We start from the raw sequence: 19,135 nt of genomic DNA on the forward strand, positions 1-19,135 counted from the left end.
TAAGACAAAGATTAATTTTATTATTTAACAATTTTAGAATAAAAAAAAAGGGAAAATTCTATGAGTATGTGGCAATGGGCTGAAGATCTTAACGAAAAATTGCATCAAGAAGGTAACCACAGGTTAGCAAATTTAATTTATCAAATTCCGAATGATTATTGGGATGGCAATTATAAGAGGCTTGATGCCACAATAGAGGAAGCCATTTTAGGCGCAAAGAGTATAAATAACCCTTGGTTAGAAGTATATTTTAGGCATTTTAGTCTAAGGCATAAAGTTGGATCCTCACGTGAGGGTGAAAAAGCCATGACTGAAGTGATCACTTTAATGGAATTAGCGCATAGAGATGAAGCGAAAGATTGTCCGCATTCTGTTTGTGCAACACAAGATCTCGTCAATTGTTATGAGAACATAGATAATATTGGATATGCTAATGACCGCATTGTAGTTATAGATGAAACATTAAGTCGAATTACTAAAGACATCTCTTGCTGGTATTGTTTGACATTGGAAAAAGTTGATGCTCTTTGTGATCTTAATCAATACGAGCAAGCTTATGAAACTGTAACAGAAAGAACAGAAAAGGAGCGCGAAAATATTGCACTAAGCTGGCATAGTCGTGAAATTAGAATATTATTGCATCTAAATCGTATTGATGAGGCAGTTGTTCTTTTTGAACAGTATAAAAAAAGGGAGGGTTCAAGTGATACTCAGAGTGCTCAATATACTACTCAATTACTAGAAGCTAGCCTCTTAAACAAGCAAGGTAAATATGAAGAAGCATTTGCAATTTTACCGCCTTTCTCTGAATTAGAACCTGCTAAATACCTAAGTTATTTGAGTGCTTATTACAATAGTATTAAGGATTTAGAAATATCTAACAAGGATTGGCATATCGCTGGGATAGCTGATACCATCATTAACTATTTTAAAGACGCTGGGAGTTATGCTGCGGTCTTTGATGCAGCAGAAATTCAGTTTGAATTGGCATTAAAGCGAAGATCTAAATTCTTGGCACAAAAATCTCTTGATAGTATAGAAGAAGTGATCCCTAAATTAAAAGAACAATCATTACGAGTAAATAAGCTCAATCAATTTAAAACCAAGTTTAATAATACGCAATTTACTCAACCTAAACTAGCGGTTGAAAATCTTAATGAGGCTACTGATACACTAGACAGTATTGGTGAGTTTTTGAGTCAATTAGGTCAACCTAATGAAAACAATCCACCTATTCCTGAAAAAGATCTAGCAACTTTACTAGCTTACTATGAGCTAAGTCCATTATACCCTGGTTTAGCAGATGGCATAGTAGCCGCTCTGAATGCGATGAATTTTCAGAGTTACTTATTTGAGTTTTGTAGATCTCATATCGATAAATATATTAAAAATGAAGAAATTTCAGACTTCATTGAGCTCTTTTTATTAAGGATTTATAGGCAAAACGATCTTAAGGGATTAATTGAATATAAAGAAAAAATTGACACATATCAACCGAAACTGTCCTTGTATTTAGCTTGTTTAATCGCTATTTTGCAAAAAGATTGGGATAAATTAAAAATTAAAGCTATTGAGGGTTTGGACAGTGAAAATTTTAGCTATGATTTTTATCATATGCTTGATATGGCTTATGAAATGCAAAATGACTTAGTTCATCAAATTCAAACTATTCAAAACTTTGTCGAAAGATTAGAGTCTGATGGTGAAACTGAATATCTTTATCAGATGGCTGTTAAATTATTAACCCTGCTGCCAATTGTAGATGATTGGGCTACTTATAGAAAAGTATGTGCTAAAATCAAAATAGAACTCAACGAACCTTCTTCACCAGATAATTTAGCGGTTATAGAACCGTCTGGGACTGTTTTAATACAATATCTTAATGAAGAGGGTGAGCATGACTATTATTATGCAACGAGATTAAGCCCAACTACTGCGCAAATTTACATATCAACAGAACCTTTTAGCGAACAACGCGCAAATGACATCATTATCTTCTCTCCAAAAGATCTTGGCAATCCTCCTGAGGAGGAAGAAAAACAAGGTGATTATTTAGCGACATATGAATTTTTATATTGTTTATCGCTTGGTAAAAGACGTTCTATGTATTTTGATGGAATTTTACCGACTAATGATGAGTTTAAAGCGCTAACAGATAATTTACATAAATTAGAAATTAATTATAATCAGTTTAGGTATTTAGATGAAGAGTCTAATATAGAAAGATTAAGATTACATTTGGCTGTGGCTGAAAATATGTCCGATGGTGATGTTAAAGATTTAATTGCAGCCCTAACTAAAGAGTTTGCTCATCCATTTGAATCATTTTGATTTAATTGGGATCAGTAAGTATCGAGTGATGAATAGATGGTAATACTCTTTTGTTCTGAAGATATTTATTCATTTGTGTCTCCATTACAGCACGAATGGATAAATTCTTCGAATTGAGAAGTGTTCTATACGAATAAGCTAAAAAAAACATAAAGACATAAAGACATAAAGACATAATCAAATTCTTTTCTAGGATTACATCAAGAACTAAGGTTTAATTGAGTTGAATTATAAACTGACATTAACCTTCACCTTATCTTTTAACACTTATAAATTTTGCCACAATTTATGCTAAAAATTTAGTTTGTTGACTTATTTTAGAGACTAATCGTAAGTTATTTTTTACATTTTGTCACATATTTAATTGCCAATATAGCATTATTAATTAAGATCTTCCTTGACATACTCCCACTCATAATTTACGATTTGAAAATATTTTAACAGTTTTAAGGACTTTTATGAAAAATTTGGCGATTGTCTTGTGTATCGAAGCGAATTTAAGTCAAGAAAATAATAATGCCCTTCTCAATTTAGGGATAGCGCTGCACAAAGGGACTAATTTCCCCATACAACTATTTCATGTTATTGAAAATAAAGATGGTAATGGAGTTGATACTAGGTTTTTAGAGGTTGAAAATTACCTTAATCATTCCCTGGCAGAATTAGTTAAATTAGGCGTACCTAACGCAACAGCTAAAATAGAGCAAGGTGATTTTAAATCAAAATTAGTAGAAAATTACCCAGATTCGCATTTAATAGTTCTTGGAAAATCTGGATTAGACAATAAAAATCAGCACATAGAAGCACTAGGCAGCAATTTAGAGGCTATCATTATGAACTCTAAATCGCCTGTACTTATCCAAAAGAAAAGTGCGCTTGATGAAATATTATTGGCCTTCGATGGTCGAGCGAGTATAGCTAAAGTGACTGAATGCCCTTTATTTTTATCATTAGCCAATAATGCGAGATGTGTTCATGTTGTGTCAATTAACAACAATTTACCTTTACTTGAAGAACAGCACGAATTACTTTGTGATGAATTAAAGGCTTCTGGAATAAAAATTAAATCTGTTTTTATAGATAAGTGTAAATTGGGCATCGCAGAAAAACTTGCTGAATATGAGCGAACTAATCAAATAGGACTGACTGTCATAGGGGCTTTTGCTAAGGCAAAAGTTAGGCCTTTCTTTCTTGGCAGTCAAACATCAAAACTTTTAAAAGAAATTAACAGCTCAATTATGTTTTATAGGTAATTATACAGCCTAAGTCTACTGCTAAGAGAATAACTGAGTGTGAGAATTGTCTTATTTTTAGATGTTTTAGCTCAGTAGTTCATTAAACATAGAATGAATTACTGAGCTGGCTATATCGAATCAAAAATAATCCATCTAGTCAATATTGAGGGTATACTCAAACAACTTAAAGATTGTTTAAATAGTTAATTAGTATCCACCCTTTTTGCTGTCTTTCCCTGTAACTATAGAAACGCCTGAACTAGTCCCAATTCTTGTTGCTCCAGCATTGATCATAATCGTTGCTGTTTCTACGCTTCTTACACCACCCGATGCTTTAACTCCCATTTTTGGTCCTACTGCGGTACGCATCAATTTTACATGTTCTTCTGTTGCACCAGAGTGACTAAATCCGGTAGAGGTTTTCACAAAAGCCACATCTATCTTCACGCATATATCACAAACTTGCTTTATTTCATCATCTGTCAATAAGCATGTTTCCAGAATGACTTTAAGTGGAATGCCGTTACAAGCATTTTTTACTTTTTCAATATCCTTGTATACCTCATCGATTAGGCCACTTTTCAAAAAGCCCACATTGATCACCATATCAATTTCTGTAGCCCCGGCTTTAATAGCTTCAGAAGTTTCAAATGCTTTAGCATCGCTTAGCATCGCGCCTAATGGAAAGCCGACAACTGAGCATACTTTGACATTAGAGTCCTTCAAATATTGATTGACTAAAGGGACATAACACGAATTAACACAAACAGAATAAAAATTATGTTCAATCGCTTCTTTACATATTTTTTTTATTTGCTCTACGGTGCTATTCATAGCCAGTAAAGTATGATCTATATATTGGGCATAACTCATTTTGTACTCCATAAATTATTTAAAGGTTGATGTTGATTTAATTTTGAACGCTTAGGTCATTTCTACCTATATGTTATCATAGGAATCATTTATCATTGTAGTGTTAAAATATATTTTAAGATTTTAGTGTTCTTTAGATTTACATGCGTTGATTACGAGCATTCATTATAGATAATCTGGCATGTGGTCATTAGTACTTAAGAGGGCCGTTCAAGCACTAATTATTTATGCTTATTTCATTTGGAATATCTATCTTGTAATTATTTTAACATTAAAGCTAATAAAATCACATTAATTTCGATAAAAAGTCACAAGAGTGAGCAAGATCACTTTTTAAATGCCTATTTTTTGTTATATTTTTATCATATGGGATGTTTTATTACCTGATCTCATTCTATCCATTCACTGTTTTAATCTTTTTAGGAGAATACAATGGCAACAGCTCATATTAATGCAAATCGTGGTGACTTCGCTCCAGTAGTTTTAATGCCGGGTGATCCGCTAAGGGCAAAACATATCGCTGATAATTTCTTAACTAATCCAAAACAAGTTAATGATGTCCGGGGTATGTTAGGTTTCACTGGAACTTATAAGAACATTCCTGTATCTGTTATGGGCCACGGTATGGGAATCCCTTCATGCTCTATCTATGCCAAAGAGCTCATCACGGAATTTGATGTTAAACAAATCATCCGTGTAGGTTCATGTGGTGCAGTGAGGGATGATGTTAATATTCGTGATGTAATTATTGGTCTTGGGGCTTGTACCGACTCGAAAGTCAATAGAATGCGATTTAAAGATCATGATTTTGCTGCGATTGCCGATTTTGAAATGGTACAAAATGCTGTTACTGCGGCTAAAAGTAAAAATATTCCTGTTAAAGTGGGAAATATTTTTTCAGCTGATCTTTTTTACTCCCCTGATTTTGACATGTTTCATGTGATGAAAAAATATGGCATTTTAGGCGTGGAAATGGAAGCTGCTGGTATATATGCTGTTGCTGCTGAGTATGGCGCGCGCGCAATGACAATTTTGACTGTTTCTGATCATATACTTCGTGGTGAAGAAACGACTTCTTTAGAAAGACAAATCACATTTAATGATATGATTGAAATCGCCTTAGAGTCTATCGTGCTTGGTCAATAATTACCCCTACTTTCTTATTTATAAGCTTTTTATATAGCAGAAAATTTTTAATAAGCGCTTTGTTAGATCTTCATTTATATCTAGATTGTTCAGAGCGTTTCATTCAATTTTCATAATAACTGCATTTATTTGTAATAAATTTAATTTTTAATAGTTTGTATTATATAAGCATTAAATTTATTGCCGATTCACGTTCACTTAATTAAGGAATATACCATGAGAATAGTTGATATTATTACTAAAAAAGTCAATGGCAAAGCACTTTCCCCTGCTGAAATTAATTTTTTTATTCAAGGTTATACGGAAGGAACAATCCCAGACTATCAAGCAAGTGCATTGCTTATGGCTATTTTTTTCCAAGACATGAATGAAGATGAGCGTGCTCATTTAACGATGGCCATGGTTAACTCTGGTGAAACTATTGATTTATCAGCAATTGAAGGCATAAAGGTTGATAAGCATTCAACGGGTGGTGTTGGCGATACCACAACGCTGGTACTGGCACCTCTAGTTGCTGCTTTGGATATTCCTGTAGCTAAAATGTCTGGTAGAGGCCTTGGGCATACTGGTGGTACATTAGATAAACTGGAGGCTGCAACGGGCTTCCATTTGGAAATATCCAAAGAAGAGTTCATCCATCTGGTAAATCAAAATAAAGTAGCGGTTATCGGGCAATCAGGTAATCTTACCCCTGCTGATAAAAAACTTTATGCATTGCGTGATGTTACAGGAACTGTAAATTCTATTCCACTCATTGCAAGTTCAATCATGAGCAAAAAAATCGCTGCCGGCTCTGATGCCATAGTATTAGATGTTAAAACAGGTGCAGGAGCTTTCATGAAGTCTCTTGAAGATTCAATAGAACTTGCTGAAGCGATGGTTAAAATTGGTCATAATGTTGGGCGTCATACTATGGCGGTTATTTCTGATATGTCACAACCTTTAGGTTATGCAATTGGGAATGCTTTAGAAATGAAAGAAGCGATTGACACATTAAAAGGCGAAGGTCCAGAAGATTTAATGGAATTAAGTTTAGTACTAGGAAGTCAAATGGTTATGCTGGCCAAAAAAGCGACTTCTTTAGAAGAAGCTCGCAAAAAACTGATTGAGGTCATTAAAAACGGTAAAGCATTAGAAAAATTCAAACTATTTTTAGCAAGTCAGGGTGGTGATCCGTCTATCGTAGATAATACAGATAATTTACCACAGGCCAAATATAAAATTGAAGTCCCGGCACTCAAATCAGGGTTCGTACGTAAAATCGTTGCTGATGAAATTGGTGTTGCTGCAATGCTTCTTGGGGCTGGCCGAGCAACGAAAGATGATAAGGTGGATTTAGCGGTAGGATTAATGTTGCGAAAAAAAGTGGGTGATGAAGTTAAGCAAGGTGAATCCTTAGTCACTATATATGCTAACCGTGAAGATGTAAGTTCTGTTATTCAAAAGATTCAAGACAATTATGAAATCGGTGAGTTCGTTGCTGCGCCTAAACTTATTTATCAAACCATTACTGAATAATGAATTTACTCAATTGAGGTTAAGTGTTACTAATATTGAATTTTGTTGTTGACATTTAATGCGGTTAATTAATTAAATGCACTTAACTTCTTTTAAGCGAATAAGATCATAAAACCATTTATTGATTTATTAAACTTTACCCTATTATTTATCTATTTGAGGAGTCTCTTAGTATGTTAATTAAAAAATTGTCCCACAGTCGTTTGAAAATTGCGAAACTGTGTACTCTTATTTCTGGGGTATTACTTATGACAACATCTGCCTATTCTTCGACAGTATCGGTCCGAGTTTTAGAAACGTCAGATTTACATGCTAACATGATGGATTTTGATTACTATACTTTAAAACCCACCACTAAGTTTGGTTTAGTCAGAACGGCAACTTTGATCAACGCTGCAAAAAAAGAGAACCCAAATACCCTTCTTATAGATAATGGGGATTTAATTCAAGGCAGTCCATTAGGAGATTTTTACGCAGCAAAACAGTTAAATGAAGGAGAGATTCATCCAATTATCGAAGCATTAAATTACCTTGGGTATGATGCTGCGACTTTAGGGAATCATGAATTTAATTATGGATTAGATTACCTAAATCGAGTAATTAAAGATGCAAAGTATCCTGTTTTAAATGCAAATATTTATGACCTACAAACTAAAAAGCCATTTTTTACTCCGTATGTGATTAAACCGACCACATTTACTGATGATAAAGGTGACAGTGTCACTTTAAATGTTGGCTATATAGGTTTCGTAGCGCCTAAAATAACTATTTGGGACAAGCAACACCTTGAAGGTAAAGTTTATACTGAAGATATTATTCTCTCTGCTAAAAAATGGGTTCCGGAAATGAAACGCGTAGGAGCAGATATTATCATCGCTATAAATCATAGCGGCATAGATGATTCCACTTATGAAGCAGGGATGGAAAATGCTGGCTACTATTTAACGCAATTACAAGGTATTGATGTCGTTTTGACGGGGCATTCGCATGACATTTTTCCTAGTCCTAGTTTTGAAATAAGTAATGCTGATTTAAATTTAGGGACAATTAATGGGATACCTGTAGCGATGCCAGGTTATTTTGGGAGTCACTTAGGGGTTATTGATTTAACTTTGGAAAAATCATCAGATGGATGGAATGTAATTCAAAGTAAAGCGGAATCACGTCCAATTTATGATACCAAAAATGAACAATCTTTAGCTGAAGCTGATCCAGATTTGCTGTCGCTACTAGAAACAACTCATAATCAAACCATTGATTTTGTAAACCAACCTATAGGTAAAACAGCAAAACCCATCTATGGGTACCTTGCATTGGTTCAAGACTCTCCTACACTGCAAATTATTAATGATGCTCAAAAAAGCTATATTGAAAAGCATTTAGCTGCTAATCCAGAACTTGAAAAACTACCCATCCTTTCGGCTGCGGCTCCTTTTAAAGCGGGTGGTCGCGATGGTTATGCCTTAAGTTATACTGCTGTTGAAGAAGGTTTTCTGACATATAGAAATGCAGCAGATATTTATCTATTTCCTAATACAGTAACCGTTGTCAAAGTGAGTGGTGTTGAATTAAAAGATTGGCTTGAATGTTCAGCGGGTATTTTTAATCAAATTGATACGACCTCTACAGAAAAACAACAGCTAATAAATTACGAAGGTTTTCGAACCTATAATTTTGACGTAATTGATGGAGTTAATTATACTATCGATATTACCAAACCACCTAGATTTGATGGTGAATGTCAACTCATTAATCCTGACTCATCTCGAATTAAGGCACTGACCTTTGATAATAAACCGATTGACTCTCATCAAAATTTCTATATTGTTACCAACAATTATAGAGGTTTTGGCGGTAAATTTGCAGGTACTGGAACTGATAAAGTTGCTATGTCCTTACCAGTGGAAAATAGAACGGTTATCGCTGATTATATTACTGAAAAGACTAAATCTGAGGGCGAGGTGAAAGTTAACGTAGACAATAATTGGCGTCTTGCCCCTATTGAAACTAAAAAAGCATTAGATATTCGTTTTAATGCACCAGCGGAAGAAAAGGTTTTAAAATATATTAAAGAAAATGCATCAATAGAACTTGAAGAGACTGAGCAGATCAATAATGAGATTCAAGAGTATAGAATTAAACTATAAACTATTAACTATTAAAACAAAACCTGCTATTGAATTAAACTTAGATTGTCTAATTCAATAGCTGAACCTTTTTTATACTTTAAAATAATTTAAGCATACAGCCAAATTTACTCAGAGGTGAATGAACAATGACAACAAATGCACAATATAAAGATCTGGTAGCTGCAGCAAAAAAAGCGATGGAAGGCGCGTATGCCCCTTATTCTAAATTTCATGTAGGTGCTGCGCTATTAAGTATTGATGATGAAATAATCCCAGGATGTAATATAGAAAATGCATCTTATGGTTTATCTAACTGCGCAGAGAGGACGGCTATATTTAAAGCCGTTTCTGAAGGGAAAACACGCTTTAAGGCCCTTGCAGTGATTGGGAAAACTGATTTACCTATAGCCCCATGTGGCGCCTGTAGACAAGTCATCAGGGAGTTTTGCGATCCTGATATGCCCATTATTTTGGCTAATGAAAATGGTGATATGGAATTAACAAATATTGCCACTCTTCTTCCCTACTCATTTGGCCCTGAAGATCTTAATAAATAAAGTGATTATATTTGCTATGAGAATAAATCAAATGATGGTTAAATGTCTGTGCTTGTCACCACACAAAGATAAGTTAGTATCGTTCAAGTTATTAACACCTGTCTTGATGGACAACAGTAGAATTTACTATCTATATTTACACGTAATATTTGCTTTTTGGCGTTTTTTGCGGGTTTTCTTTATTGCAATCTGCTTTATCTTAACCCTGTTTAGTTCTTATTCTCTACATGCTTCACCTTTTTTATTAAATTTTGCTCCACAACAAAGAGAAATTCTTACCGATCCTCATTTTATTGAGACATTAATTAAATCAGCAGGTTCACCAGTTGTATCTAAGAGCCAAATGTTAAATGATTCACAAGAACTCACGCAAACCTTCCTTTTCCAAAAAAACAGTACTGCACCTCTTAGTTTTACGATCAATCAAAATGCATTAACCCTATCTTGGAATATACCCAAAGCAAATACTCAAGAACTCTATCAAGTCAACAGTGAAAACCAAAGAATTATGGTAAATTTGCTTAACTATCTTTTTGGCAATAGTCAGCTTATTACCCCAATGATCACAAATGAAAATAGTTCGTTCCAAACCCTAAGTGCAAATGGGTTTTGGCGGATAACTTTTATCAAAGATTACGCTCATGTTTCCGTTAAAATAATTCCTCTTTCATGAAAATATAAGTTTAAGCATGCCAAATAATTTAATTTCCCCGTCCCTAACGCCTTTGTACTTTCAAGGCCAGTGGCGACTTATCAGAGTCATTCAAGAATTCCAAGAGTCAAAAGCAATAACTCTACATTTTTTCGAAGGTTTGGCAAATTTTACTCCTGAACAAGTTCCTTTGAATAAAATAGCTCTTAATAACGATAAAATGAGTGGTAATTCTTATCGAGGTGATGATTTCTTTAAGGAGAGAACTATACATTGCGATAGCGCTACAACCGTACTCAACTATAAAGAAATGGTTCAAAATAAAGATAAAAAATTAAAATCTTCCCAATCCTATCTCTATATTTTTAGACCTGATGAAGTCATTATCGAATTTCCATTTAGTCATTTTTACGGTAAATCCTCCCAAAATTTAATAGAATTTGAACGTTTAAATTTTGACAATCCTTTGGCTAAATTTTCTTTCAGCAACGCAATAGATGAAAATCTTTACTATTCCCCTCAGCATGTTTGCAATCAAGATATTTACCGTTATATTCTTAGCTTTTTTATTTCATCTGAGTATCAATTTTTTTTGCATTCTTTTATAAATTCTTGCAAGTCAGTTCCAAAGCAATTTGCTTCAAGTTCTGATCTGCCCTTAGAGATTATTCAATCTTTTTTATCCACTAAGAGTACCGATTTTGAAGTGCCATTTCCTTATCCTCTTTTCATCCAAGATATTAAAGTCACTGGCCCTAAAAAAAATTACCGTGCAATAACTTTCTTTATTAAATTTTAACCTTATATTTTCAACATATGATCTAAAACTCCGATTTAATTTGGTTAATTAACTCTGTCTTTTGCTGGTTTAAAAGGCTTGTTAACGTTATAATATGATAAATTATGTTTAGCTGAAGATAGGAAACCAATACATGAAAGTTATCTCTTTTAATATAAATAGCATCAGAGCAAGATTACATCAGTTAGAGGCTATTATTAAAAATCATTCACCTGATATTATTGGGTTGCAGGAAACGAAAGTTCACAATGAACAGTTTCCTAAAGAAGAAATTGAAGCTATGGGATATCATGTTATTTATCATGGACAAAAAGCCCACTATGGTGTTGCTATGCTCAGCAAAAAACAACCTAAGAATATTGTTTATGGTTTTCCTACCGATACAGAAGATGCCCAAAAAAGAATGATTATGGCTGATTTTGAGACGGCATTTGGTGAAATAAGGGTGTTGAATGGCTATTTTCCACAAGGGGAAAGCCGTACCCATGAAACCAAATTTCCTATGAAAGAACAATTTTATAAGGATTTAAATACTTATCTGAATACGCATTGCAAACCGCAGCAGCATATTATTATAATGGGTGATTTTAACATCAGTCCTGAAGATAAGGATATTGGCATAGGTGAGTTGAATCGCAAACGTTGGTTAAGTGCGGGTAAATGCTCCTTCTTACCAGAAGAAAGAGAGTGGCTCGAAAACTTAAAAAAATGGGGATTAACTGACGCATATAGAACAAAATACCCTGACAAGACAGATAATTTTTCTTGGTTTGACTATCGTTCGAAAGGTTTTGAGGATAATAGAGGATTAAGAATTGATTATTTTCTTATAAGTGATTCATTAAAATCGTATTTGCATGATAGTGGGATAGATTATGATGCCCGTTCGATGGAAAAACCTTCTGATCATGCCCCTGTTTGGGTTACTTTTAATTAATATGCTACAATTAACGTTATCAATTCAGCTACAAATTTTACAAGTACACATTTATTTATAAATTAGGCCTCTAAGCAATGACAAATAATGATAAAGCGCTAAGAAATGCAGGGTTAAAAGTTACTCTGCCAAGATTAAAAATTTTGGAACTCCTTCAGCATCCTGACTTTCAACACGTCAGCGCTGAAGATCTTTATAAGAAACTCTTAGAAACCAATGATGAAATTGGTCTAGCGACTGTGTATCGTGTCTTAAATCAATTTGAAGATGCTGGTATTGTACTGAGACATAATTTTGAAGGTGGAAAATCTGTCTTTGAACTGACTCAACAATCACATCACGACCATCTTATATGTCTTGATTGTGGCAAAGTGACTGAATTTAGAGACAGAGAGATAGAGACCCTACAAAAAGCGATTGGCGATAAGCACGAGATAGCTTTATCAAATCACAGTATGTATCTTTATGGGCATTGTCAAAAAACTGAATGTGACGGTAAAAATCAAGAGTAACAAAAAAATGAGTGATATTTTAAAAAAAATTTTAGGCGACATAGACAGTGATACTATCACAGTTGATGAAGTTAAAGAAAAAATACCTACCCCTCCTGGTAAGTATGATGTCATTTTACTCAATGATGACTTTACCCCTATGGACTTTGTCATAGATGTTTTAATGCATTTTTTTCATCATCCAGAAGAAACAGCCATTAATTTAATGCTTAAAGTCCATAATGAGGGATCAGCTGTGTGTGGTACATACACTGCTGAAATTGCCGAATCTAAAGTACTTCAAGTCAATCAGTATGCTAAAAGTCATGAACATCCTTTAAAATGTGACTTGCAAAAACATCTCTAATTCATTTTCAGAACAACATATTTTTAGTGCAGCATTAACCCAGATGGGAACAATCCCTCCCATGATAGATAAGGATTATTCATGTTAAATAAAGCCCTAGAATTAACTCTTAATGAAGCGTTTGCTAAAGCTCAGGAGTGGAATCATGAATTCGTTACAGTAGAACATCTTTTGTTAGCTTTGCTTGAAAATCCTGATGCGCATCCTGCTCTTGAAGCCTGTAAGTTAAACTTTGCGTATATGAGAGAAGATTTAACTTCTTTCATTTTACAAACCACACCAACAATCAAGCCAGATGATGAGTCTCATGAACTTCAGCCAACGCTAAGTTTCCAAAGAGTGATCCAGCGCGCGGTATTCCACGTCCAATCTTCTGGTAATAAAGAAGTAACGGGTGCCGATGTTGTTATTGCTTTGTTTAGTGAGCAAGAGTCACATGCGGTTTACTTACTTAAAAAATATGAGTTATCTCGCTTAGATATTGTTAATTATATTGCCCATGGTATGAGTAAATCTGAAAATACACCGAGTGAGAATACTGAGGAGCAAAGTTCCATCAATCCTGAAGATAAGATGGATAACTACTGTGTAAATCTTAATGAATCAGCTAGGCAAGGTACAATAGATCCTCTAATTGGTAGAACTGAAGAGCTATCAAGAACCATTCAGGTTTTGTGTCGTCGTAGAAAAAACAATCCATTGCTTGTAGGAGAGTCAGGTGTAGGTAAAACAGCAATAGCTGAGGGGTTGGCCTTAGCCATCATCAAAGGAAATGTACCGGACATAATAAAAAACGCTGTCATATATAGTCTAGATATAGGTGCCCTTTTAGCTGGTACTAAATTTAGAGGCGATTTTGAAAAACGTTTTAAAGCTTTAATAAAACAACTAACAGATGAGACAAATAGCATACTTTTTATTGATGAAATACATACTATTATAGGAGCTGGTGCTTCATCTGGTGGTCAAGTTGACGTTGCAAATTTATTAAAACCCGCATTATCTAGCGGAAAAATTCGCGTAATGGGATCGACGACTTACAAAGAATTTAGCTCCATATTTGAAAAAGAACAAGCACTTACTCGCCGTTTTCAAAAAATTGATATATTAGAACCTTCTAAAGAAGATGCATTAAAAATCCTAAAAGGCTTGAAGACTAAATATGAGCTTCATCACGAAGTTAAATATTCGCCACAATCTCTTCAGGCTGCTGTCGATTTATCTATAAAATATTTAAATGACAGACATTTGCCTGATAAAGCAATTGATTTAATTGATGAAGCTGGAGCAAAAAATAGATTACTGGCTGCTAAAAGTCGTAAAAAGACACTCGGTGTTGCCGAAATGGAATCCGTCGTTGCACTTCTTGCTCGTATCCCTGAAAAAACAGTTTCTTCCGATGACAAGTCACTTTTACAAGCGCTACCTGATAGGCTGAAAATGTTAGTTTTTGGTCAAGATGATGCCATTAATGTACTTACCGATGCGATTTTAATGAATCGTTCTGGACTTGGTTTTGAGAATAAACCTGTCGGTTCATTTTTATTCGCTGGACCTACAGGCGTAGGTAAAACAGAAGTTACAGTGCAACTTGCTAAAGGTTTAAATGTTGAGCTTTTACGATTTGATATGTCTGAATATATGGAAAAACATGCTGTCAGTAGGCTCATAGGCGCTCCTCCTGGTTATGTGGGTTATGAACAAGGTGGGCTCTTAACAGATGCTGTTATTAAGCACCCTTATTGTGTCGTACTACTAGATGAAATTGAAAAAGCTCACCCTGATGTTTATAACATATTGCTTCAAGTTATGGATAATGGCACATTGACAGACAATAATGGTCGTAAAGCAGATTTTAGAAATGTTATTTTAGTAATGACGACTAATGCAGGCGTCCGTGAAACTGAAAAAAGTAGCATAGGATTAATTCATCAAAAATCGCCAAGTGATGGCCTTGAAGAGATCAAAAAAGTATTTACACCTGAGTTTAGAAATCGTCTTGATAATGTTATTTGGTTTAATCATCTCTCAACAGATATTATTAGCCAAGTCGTTGATAAATTTATTGTTGAATTACAGGCCCAACTTGATACCAAGTCAATTTCACTTGAAGTTGATGTTAAAGCTCGCGCTTGGCTTGCTGAAAAAGGTTATGATAAGTCTATGGGCGCTAGACCTATGGCTCGAATGGTTCAGGAATATCTTAAAAAGCCTTTATCTAAGGAGATTTTATTTGGTAAGTTACAAAAAGGCGGTGGAGTAAAAGTAACAACAAATAAAGAAAAGTCTAATTTATCTTTCAGTTTTGAAAAACTCAATCCTTCTCATTTCTCGATGGAAGATACATTAGAAAATTTAGACAGCTAATTATTCCAATTGACTATCTTAATTAGTTATATTTGTTTTAAGGTTAAAATATCTTTAAACACATATTTTAACCAATTCGACTTTTATTTTTATCATCGAGAAAATCACATGATCACTTTATATCAAATTAAACCTAAGTTTGTTGAACTATTACGTCCCATTGCAAGTCTAATTGTATCAAGGGGCATCACAGCGAACCAAGTGACTTTAGCAGCATTAATAGGTTCAATTTTGGTTGGATTAGTTTTGTTTTTTGTTCTTAAAATCTCCACACTGTTTATGCTCGTTATCCCAGTTTGGATGTTTTTAAGAATGGCGTTAAATGCTATAGATGGAATTATCGCCAAAGAGCATAATCAAAAAACGCCTCTCGGTGGCTATTTAAATGAATTAGCTGATGTTGTGTCAGATGTTTTTTTATTTTTACCTTTTTCTTTAATTTCACCGTTTTCTGTTTACAGTATTGGTTTAGTTATTGTTTTAAGTATCATATCTGAGTTTTCAGGTGTACTATCACATGCCATTAATATCCCTAGACGTTATGATGGCCCTATGGGTAAAAGTGATAGAGCATTAGTTTTTGGGGTGCTTGCTATTTGGATTGCATTTGTTCCTGCTTTACCTGCTTTTATGGCTTTTGCACCTTGGGTTATTGCTACTTTAATTTTAATTAACTGCTACAGTCGTATAAATAAAGCTCTTATAGAATATGCGAGTAAATAAACTGATTAATTTCCATTTCATTTATACTGATAATATTTTAGGGATTTTCACCGGAACATAATTTTTGTTTCTATTTGTTTATACATCGTCTATTTATTTAATAACAAAGCTGCATTAATAGTGAAAAACTTTACAAGCTTTGTATTATTCATTGATTATAAAATAATTACTCAAGCTATTCATATGATAATTTTTTAAGTTTTTTATTCAGAATGCTACTTATCTATTAAATACATGAAAATCTTTATCTAATTCAAAATCAAACATGTTATATAAAGTTTAAGCTAATAGATTGGCTCTATGCGTTTATAAAGTAATATTTTGGATGTTATCCTTTTTTTAAATTTTAATCTCTCAAATAACAGTAATAACACGATAAAACATCCATTTATTTCCTCCTTATCTTCTAAATTCTGCTTAATATCAACCTGATGAGGATATTTTTCTAAAACTGACTATTACAGGGATTTTTCAATAAATACCCCATCCTTTTTTTCACTTATATATTGCCTTTTCCCTCTAAGAACGGCTTTTTGATAAATAACTGATTTATCAATCATTTTTGTCGTACTCCCCTCTTTAACAAACAATTTAATAAGTTTATTCTTTTGCTGAGGGATGAAATTAGTGCGATTTTATTGAGGTTCTGTCCTAACAATATAGTTTCCTATTTTTAATATATTTTACGCTAATAATGACTACAGTGAAATCATACTACTATACCTTTTATCATATTAGGATGCACATGTAGTTGCCCCTGTTTTATTTGCAAGCAGTGTAATAACATTTTTGCCTTATGTATTTTAAAAAAACATAAAAAATAAAGGCTCAACATAATGATGTTGAGCCTTTATAACTTCATTAGAGATTAATAATGTCCTTTTAAATCACAGCTATACCTTGCTGAATCCAGACTTGTGCATCATCAGTTGCATGAACATAAACATTATATGTTTCGCCCCTAAATTGCTGTGCGCCTAAGGTTGACCACTCAGTATCAGACAAAACAAGATCAACAGTATCCGTTCTGCCACCTTGGATAACCAGTAAATGGTCATCATTTGGTGTCATAGCCAAGACATCTTCAATTCTAAGAGATAAGGTATTTGAGTAAGCGTCATTTAGATGTAAATAATCTATTGAATTGACCTTATTACTGATCAAAGAGAGATCTAAATCATCAAAGCTATTCCAGATTAATGTGTCATTGCCCTCACCGCCCTCAACAAAACTAAAGTCAGTGTTATAAATAATGATGTAATCATTACCTTTACCAGCATTAAATGATATAGCTCCATTTTTGCCGTCTAAAGTATTAACGCCATCGTTACCTTCTAAGGCACCTGTACCATCTTCATAACTTGCATTAATAGGATAAATATTATTATCACCTTTACCACGAATCGAACCGTCGGCATTAACAATAACAGAATAAATATCACCCTTGAGATTATCATACCAAGTTTTTGAAGTGTCAGAAGCACTACTCCAAGTAATAATATAACCGCCATCAGCAAGACCAGACACTTTTGGCATCATGTCTAAGTTTGCATCACTGTTAGTTGAAACAAGTGTTTCACCACCTAATTGGTTACCTGCTGCATCAAATGCTTGAGAGTAAACATTAGCTTTTTTATCACTTGTAAACTTAGTCCATGTCACAACATAGCCTCCATGTGCAAGTGTTGCCATGGAATACATTGCTCTTGGTGCATCAAAACCTACCCCATTAACACCATCAGTAGTTGTGTTAACTCTTTTTTCTACCGTGTCTAAAGCAACCATCTGGTTATTATTGTCTAACTTGTAACGCTTAGTGTAGATATTAAAATCATCCATTGTTCCATCATTACCTGATAGAGATGTATGATTTGATGCCCAAAGCACTACAAAAGTACCATCTTTAAGAGCAATAATTTCTGGTGCTATTTGATAGAATTTATTATTTTGCGTAACTAATATATCCTGTCCAACCGCTTGTCCAGTCTTAAAGTTGATAACTCTCATATAGATATCACTATTGCGAGTATTACTTTCAAGTGATCTGTCTTTGTTCGTCATGTAAGTCATGACCATAAAATCCCCACCAACATTAGCAACTGAAAGACCCTCTGTCGTTGCTTTGTATTTAACCGTAGATGAACTACCCGTTGCATAACCATTTTGATCAAATAGCATTGCATTATAACCGTTACCTTGGTTGCTACCTGTAGTTATTTTTACAGGATCACTGTCCAGAGTACTACCATCTTGTCTATATCTTTGCATATATATATTGTAGTTATTGGTTTCACCACTTACAAAGAACAATGCGTAGTCCCCATTATCCATTTGAACATAATTTTGGTTAAGTTCATGTTTCAACGTATTATTTGTAGCCGTTCTGGATAATAGATTCCCTTGAGCATCAAATTTTGCTAGATATGGGTACTCAGTATATCTTTCATAGAAAACAACAAATGAACCATCTCTATTAAAATGCACATCATATTGATGTTCATGATTTAAACCAAATCTATTTGCATGTCCTTCAGCGTTGGATCCACCTGATGCAGCATTTGCTATGATGACTTCATTCCCAATTTTAACGCCAGTTTGTGAGTATCTTTGAGCAAATAAATCATAGTTAGCAGAAGATACTTCTCTTGCATAGAATAACCAATAGCTACCATCCGGCATTGCATAAGTTTGTGATGCCTTATCATCTAATGGATTACTATAAGTCAGTTCAGTCACTGGTTTGTATATAGTAAAGCTTTCACTACTACCTGTTTGCTCTCCTTTACCATCTGCTGTCTTCGTTGATGATGTGATTGTATACGTTCCTCTATCTAAAGACAGTCCTTTTGAAGTCCATGCCTCTTCTGGGATCCTCCAGCTACTGTTCGCTTTATCAACCACAATACCGCCACCTGAGTTACTGGTGAAGGTGGCAACCACAGCACCTCTAGAGTCTTTAATCGTAACCGTTATCACATCACCAGGTCCGACATTACCACGACCAATGAAG

15 protein-coding genes are annotated in these 19,135 nt (G+C 34.2%); 13 read left to right on the forward strand and 2 right to left on the reverse strand.

The genetic code is table 11. The features are described 5' to 3' along the window. Positions 1-60: 60 nt before the first annotated feature. Positions 61-2,331: a hypothetical protein gene (locus tag ACFFIT_RS12690; protein ID WP_385878211.1), complete on the forward strand. Its 2,271-nt coding sequence runs from the start codon at positions 61-63 to the stop codon at positions 2,329-2,331. A gap of 458 nt (positions 2,332-2,789) precedes the next feature. Then, on the forward strand, positions 2,790-3,584 hold the full coding sequence (locus ACFFIT_RS12695) for a putative universal stress family protein (RefSeq protein ID WP_385878213.1): 795 nt from the start codon (positions 2,790-2,792) through the stop codon (positions 3,582-3,584). 189 nt (positions 3,585-3,773) lie between these two features. On the opposite strand, the gene deoC is transcribed toward ACFFIT_RS12695, so the two are convergent. Then, entirely contained in the window at positions 3,774-4,439 is a 666-nt protein-coding gene (gene deoC, locus ACFFIT_RS12700; protein WP_385878214.1) for a deoxyribose-phosphate aldolase, read from the reverse strand. 432 nt (positions 4,440-4,871) lie between these two features. Here deoC and deoD point away from each other — a divergent pair, with 432 nt between their 5' ends. The 11 genes from deoD to ACFFIT_RS12755 all read left to right on the forward strand — a co-directional run bounded on the left by deoD (position 4,872) and on the right by ACFFIT_RS12755 (position 16,125). Then, a complete protein-coding gene (deoD, locus tag ACFFIT_RS12705; RefSeq protein WP_385878216.1) occupies positions 4,872-5,585 on the forward strand; it encodes a purine-nucleoside phosphorylase in 714 nt (237 codons plus the stop codon). Between the two features lie 216 nt (positions 5,586-5,801). Next, on the forward strand, positions 5,802-7,103 hold the full coding sequence (locus ACFFIT_RS12710) for a pyrimidine-nucleoside phosphorylase (RefSeq protein ID WP_385878219.1): 1,302 nt from the start codon (positions 5,802-5,804) through the stop codon (positions 7,101-7,103). Positions 7,104-7,276: 173 nt separating this feature from the next. Then, complete coding sequence (locus ACFFIT_RS12715) at positions 7,277-9,250, forward strand: bifunctional 2',3'-cyclic-nucleotide 2'-phosphodiesterase/3'-nucleotidase (protein WP_385878221.1); 1,974 nt, start codon at positions 7,277-7,279, stop codon at positions 9,248-9,250. A 128-nt stretch (positions 9,251-9,378) separates the two neighbouring features. Continuing rightward, positions 9,379-9,789, forward strand: a complete 411-nt coding sequence (locus ACFFIT_RS12720; protein ID WP_385878222.1) for a cytidine deaminase — start codon at positions 9,379-9,381, stop codon at positions 9,787-9,789. Between the two features lie 52 nt (positions 9,790-9,841). After that, complete coding sequence (locus tag ACFFIT_RS12725; protein ID WP_385878224.1) at positions 9,842-10,462, forward strand: hypothetical protein; 621 nt, start codon at positions 9,842-9,844, stop codon at positions 10,460-10,462. Between the two features lie 16 nt (positions 10,463-10,478). Then, positions 10,479-11,240, forward strand: a complete 762-nt coding sequence (locus ACFFIT_RS12730) for a DUF6314 family protein (protein WP_385878226.1) — start codon at positions 10,479-10,481, stop codon at positions 11,238-11,240. A gap of 133 nt (positions 11,241-11,373) precedes the next feature. Beyond that, on the forward strand, positions 11,374-12,177 hold the full coding sequence (gene xthA, locus ACFFIT_RS12735) for an exodeoxyribonuclease III (protein ID WP_385878228.1): 804 nt from the start codon (positions 11,374-11,376) through the stop codon (positions 12,175-12,177). 77 nt (positions 12,178-12,254) lie between these two features. Further along, positions 12,255-12,689: a ferric iron uptake transcriptional regulator gene (fur, locus tag ACFFIT_RS12740; RefSeq protein WP_385878230.1), complete on the forward strand. Its 435-nt coding sequence runs from the start codon at positions 12,255-12,257 to the stop codon at positions 12,687-12,689. Positions 12,690-12,696: 7 nt separating this feature from the next. Continuing rightward, positions 12,697-13,035: an ATP-dependent Clp protease adapter ClpS gene (gene clpS, locus ACFFIT_RS12745; protein WP_385878231.1), complete on the forward strand. Its 339-nt coding sequence runs from the start codon at positions 12,697-12,699 to the stop codon at positions 13,033-13,035. Positions 13,036-13,116: 81 nt separating this feature from the next. After that, entirely contained in the window at positions 13,117-15,402 is a 2,286-nt protein-coding gene (gene clpA / locus ACFFIT_RS12750) for an ATP-dependent Clp protease ATP-binding subunit ClpA (protein ID WP_385878233.1), read from the forward strand. Positions 15,403-15,510: 108 nt separating this feature from the next. Beyond that, positions 15,511-16,125 (forward strand): CDP-alcohol phosphatidyltransferase family protein, encoded by a 615-nt coding sequence (locus ACFFIT_RS12755; RefSeq protein WP_385878235.1) that lies wholly within the window; start codon positions 15,511-15,513, stop codon positions 16,123-16,125. A gap of 882 nt (positions 16,126-17,007) precedes the next feature. On the opposite strand, the gene ACFFIT_RS12760 is transcribed toward ACFFIT_RS12755, so the two are convergent. Beyond that, positions 17,008-19,135, reverse strand: a 2,128-nt coding sequence (locus ACFFIT_RS12760) for a hypothetical protein (protein WP_385878237.1), incomplete at its 5' end; no start/stop codon positions are given.

The organism is Thorsellia kenyensis, from assembly GCF_042432445.1.
Classification (GTDB): Bacteria; Pseudomonadota; Gammaproteobacteria; order Enterobacterales; family Thorselliaceae; genus Thorsellia; species Thorsellia kenyensis.

Excerpts from the sequence above, each read along its gene's own strand:
- ACFFIT_RS12690 (WP_385878211.1), top strand. The coding sequence starts at position 61 with ATGAGTATGTGGCAATGGGCTGAAGATCTTAACGAAAAATTGCATCAA.
- ACFFIT_RS12695 (WP_385878213.1), top strand. The coding sequence starts at position 2,790 with ATGAAAAATTTGGCGATTGTCTTGTGTATCGAAGCGAATTTAAGTCAA.
- deoC (WP_385878214.1), bottom strand. The coding sequence starts at position 4,439 with ATGAGTTATGCCCAATATATAGATCATACTTTACTGGCTATGAATAGC.
- deoD (WP_385878216.1), top strand. The coding sequence starts at position 4,872 with ATGGCAACAGCTCATATTAATGCAAATCGTGGTGACTTCGCTCCAGTA.
- ACFFIT_RS12710 (WP_385878219.1), top strand. The coding sequence starts at position 5,802 with ATGAGAATAGTTGATATTATTACTAAAAAAGTCAATGGCAAAGCACTT.
- ACFFIT_RS12715 (WP_385878221.1), top strand. The coding sequence starts at position 7,277 with ATGTTAATTAAAAAATTGTCCCACAGTCGTTTGAAAATTGCGAAACTG.
- ACFFIT_RS12720 (WP_385878222.1), top strand. The coding sequence starts at position 9,379 with ATGACAACAAATGCACAATATAAAGATCTGGTAGCTGCAGCAAAAAAA.
- ACFFIT_RS12730 (WP_385878226.1), top strand. The coding sequence starts at position 10,479 with ATGCCAAATAATTTAATTTCCCCGTCCCTAACGCCTTTGTACTTTCAA.
- xthA (WP_385878228.1), top strand. The coding sequence starts at position 11,374 with ATGAAAGTTATCTCTTTTAATATAAATAGCATCAGAGCAAGATTACAT.
- fur (WP_385878230.1), top strand. The coding sequence starts at position 12,255 with ATGACAAATAATGATAAAGCGCTAAGAAATGCAGGGTTAAAAGTTACT.
- clpS (WP_385878231.1), top strand. The coding sequence starts at position 12,697 with ATGAGTGATATTTTAAAAAAAATTTTAGGCGACATAGACAGTGATACT.
- clpA (WP_385878233.1), top strand. The coding sequence starts at position 13,117 with ATGTTAAATAAAGCCCTAGAATTAACTCTTAATGAAGCGTTTGCTAAA.
- ACFFIT_RS12755 (WP_385878235.1), top strand. The coding sequence starts at position 15,511 with ATGATCACTTTATATCAAATTAAACCTAAGTTTGTTGAACTATTACGT.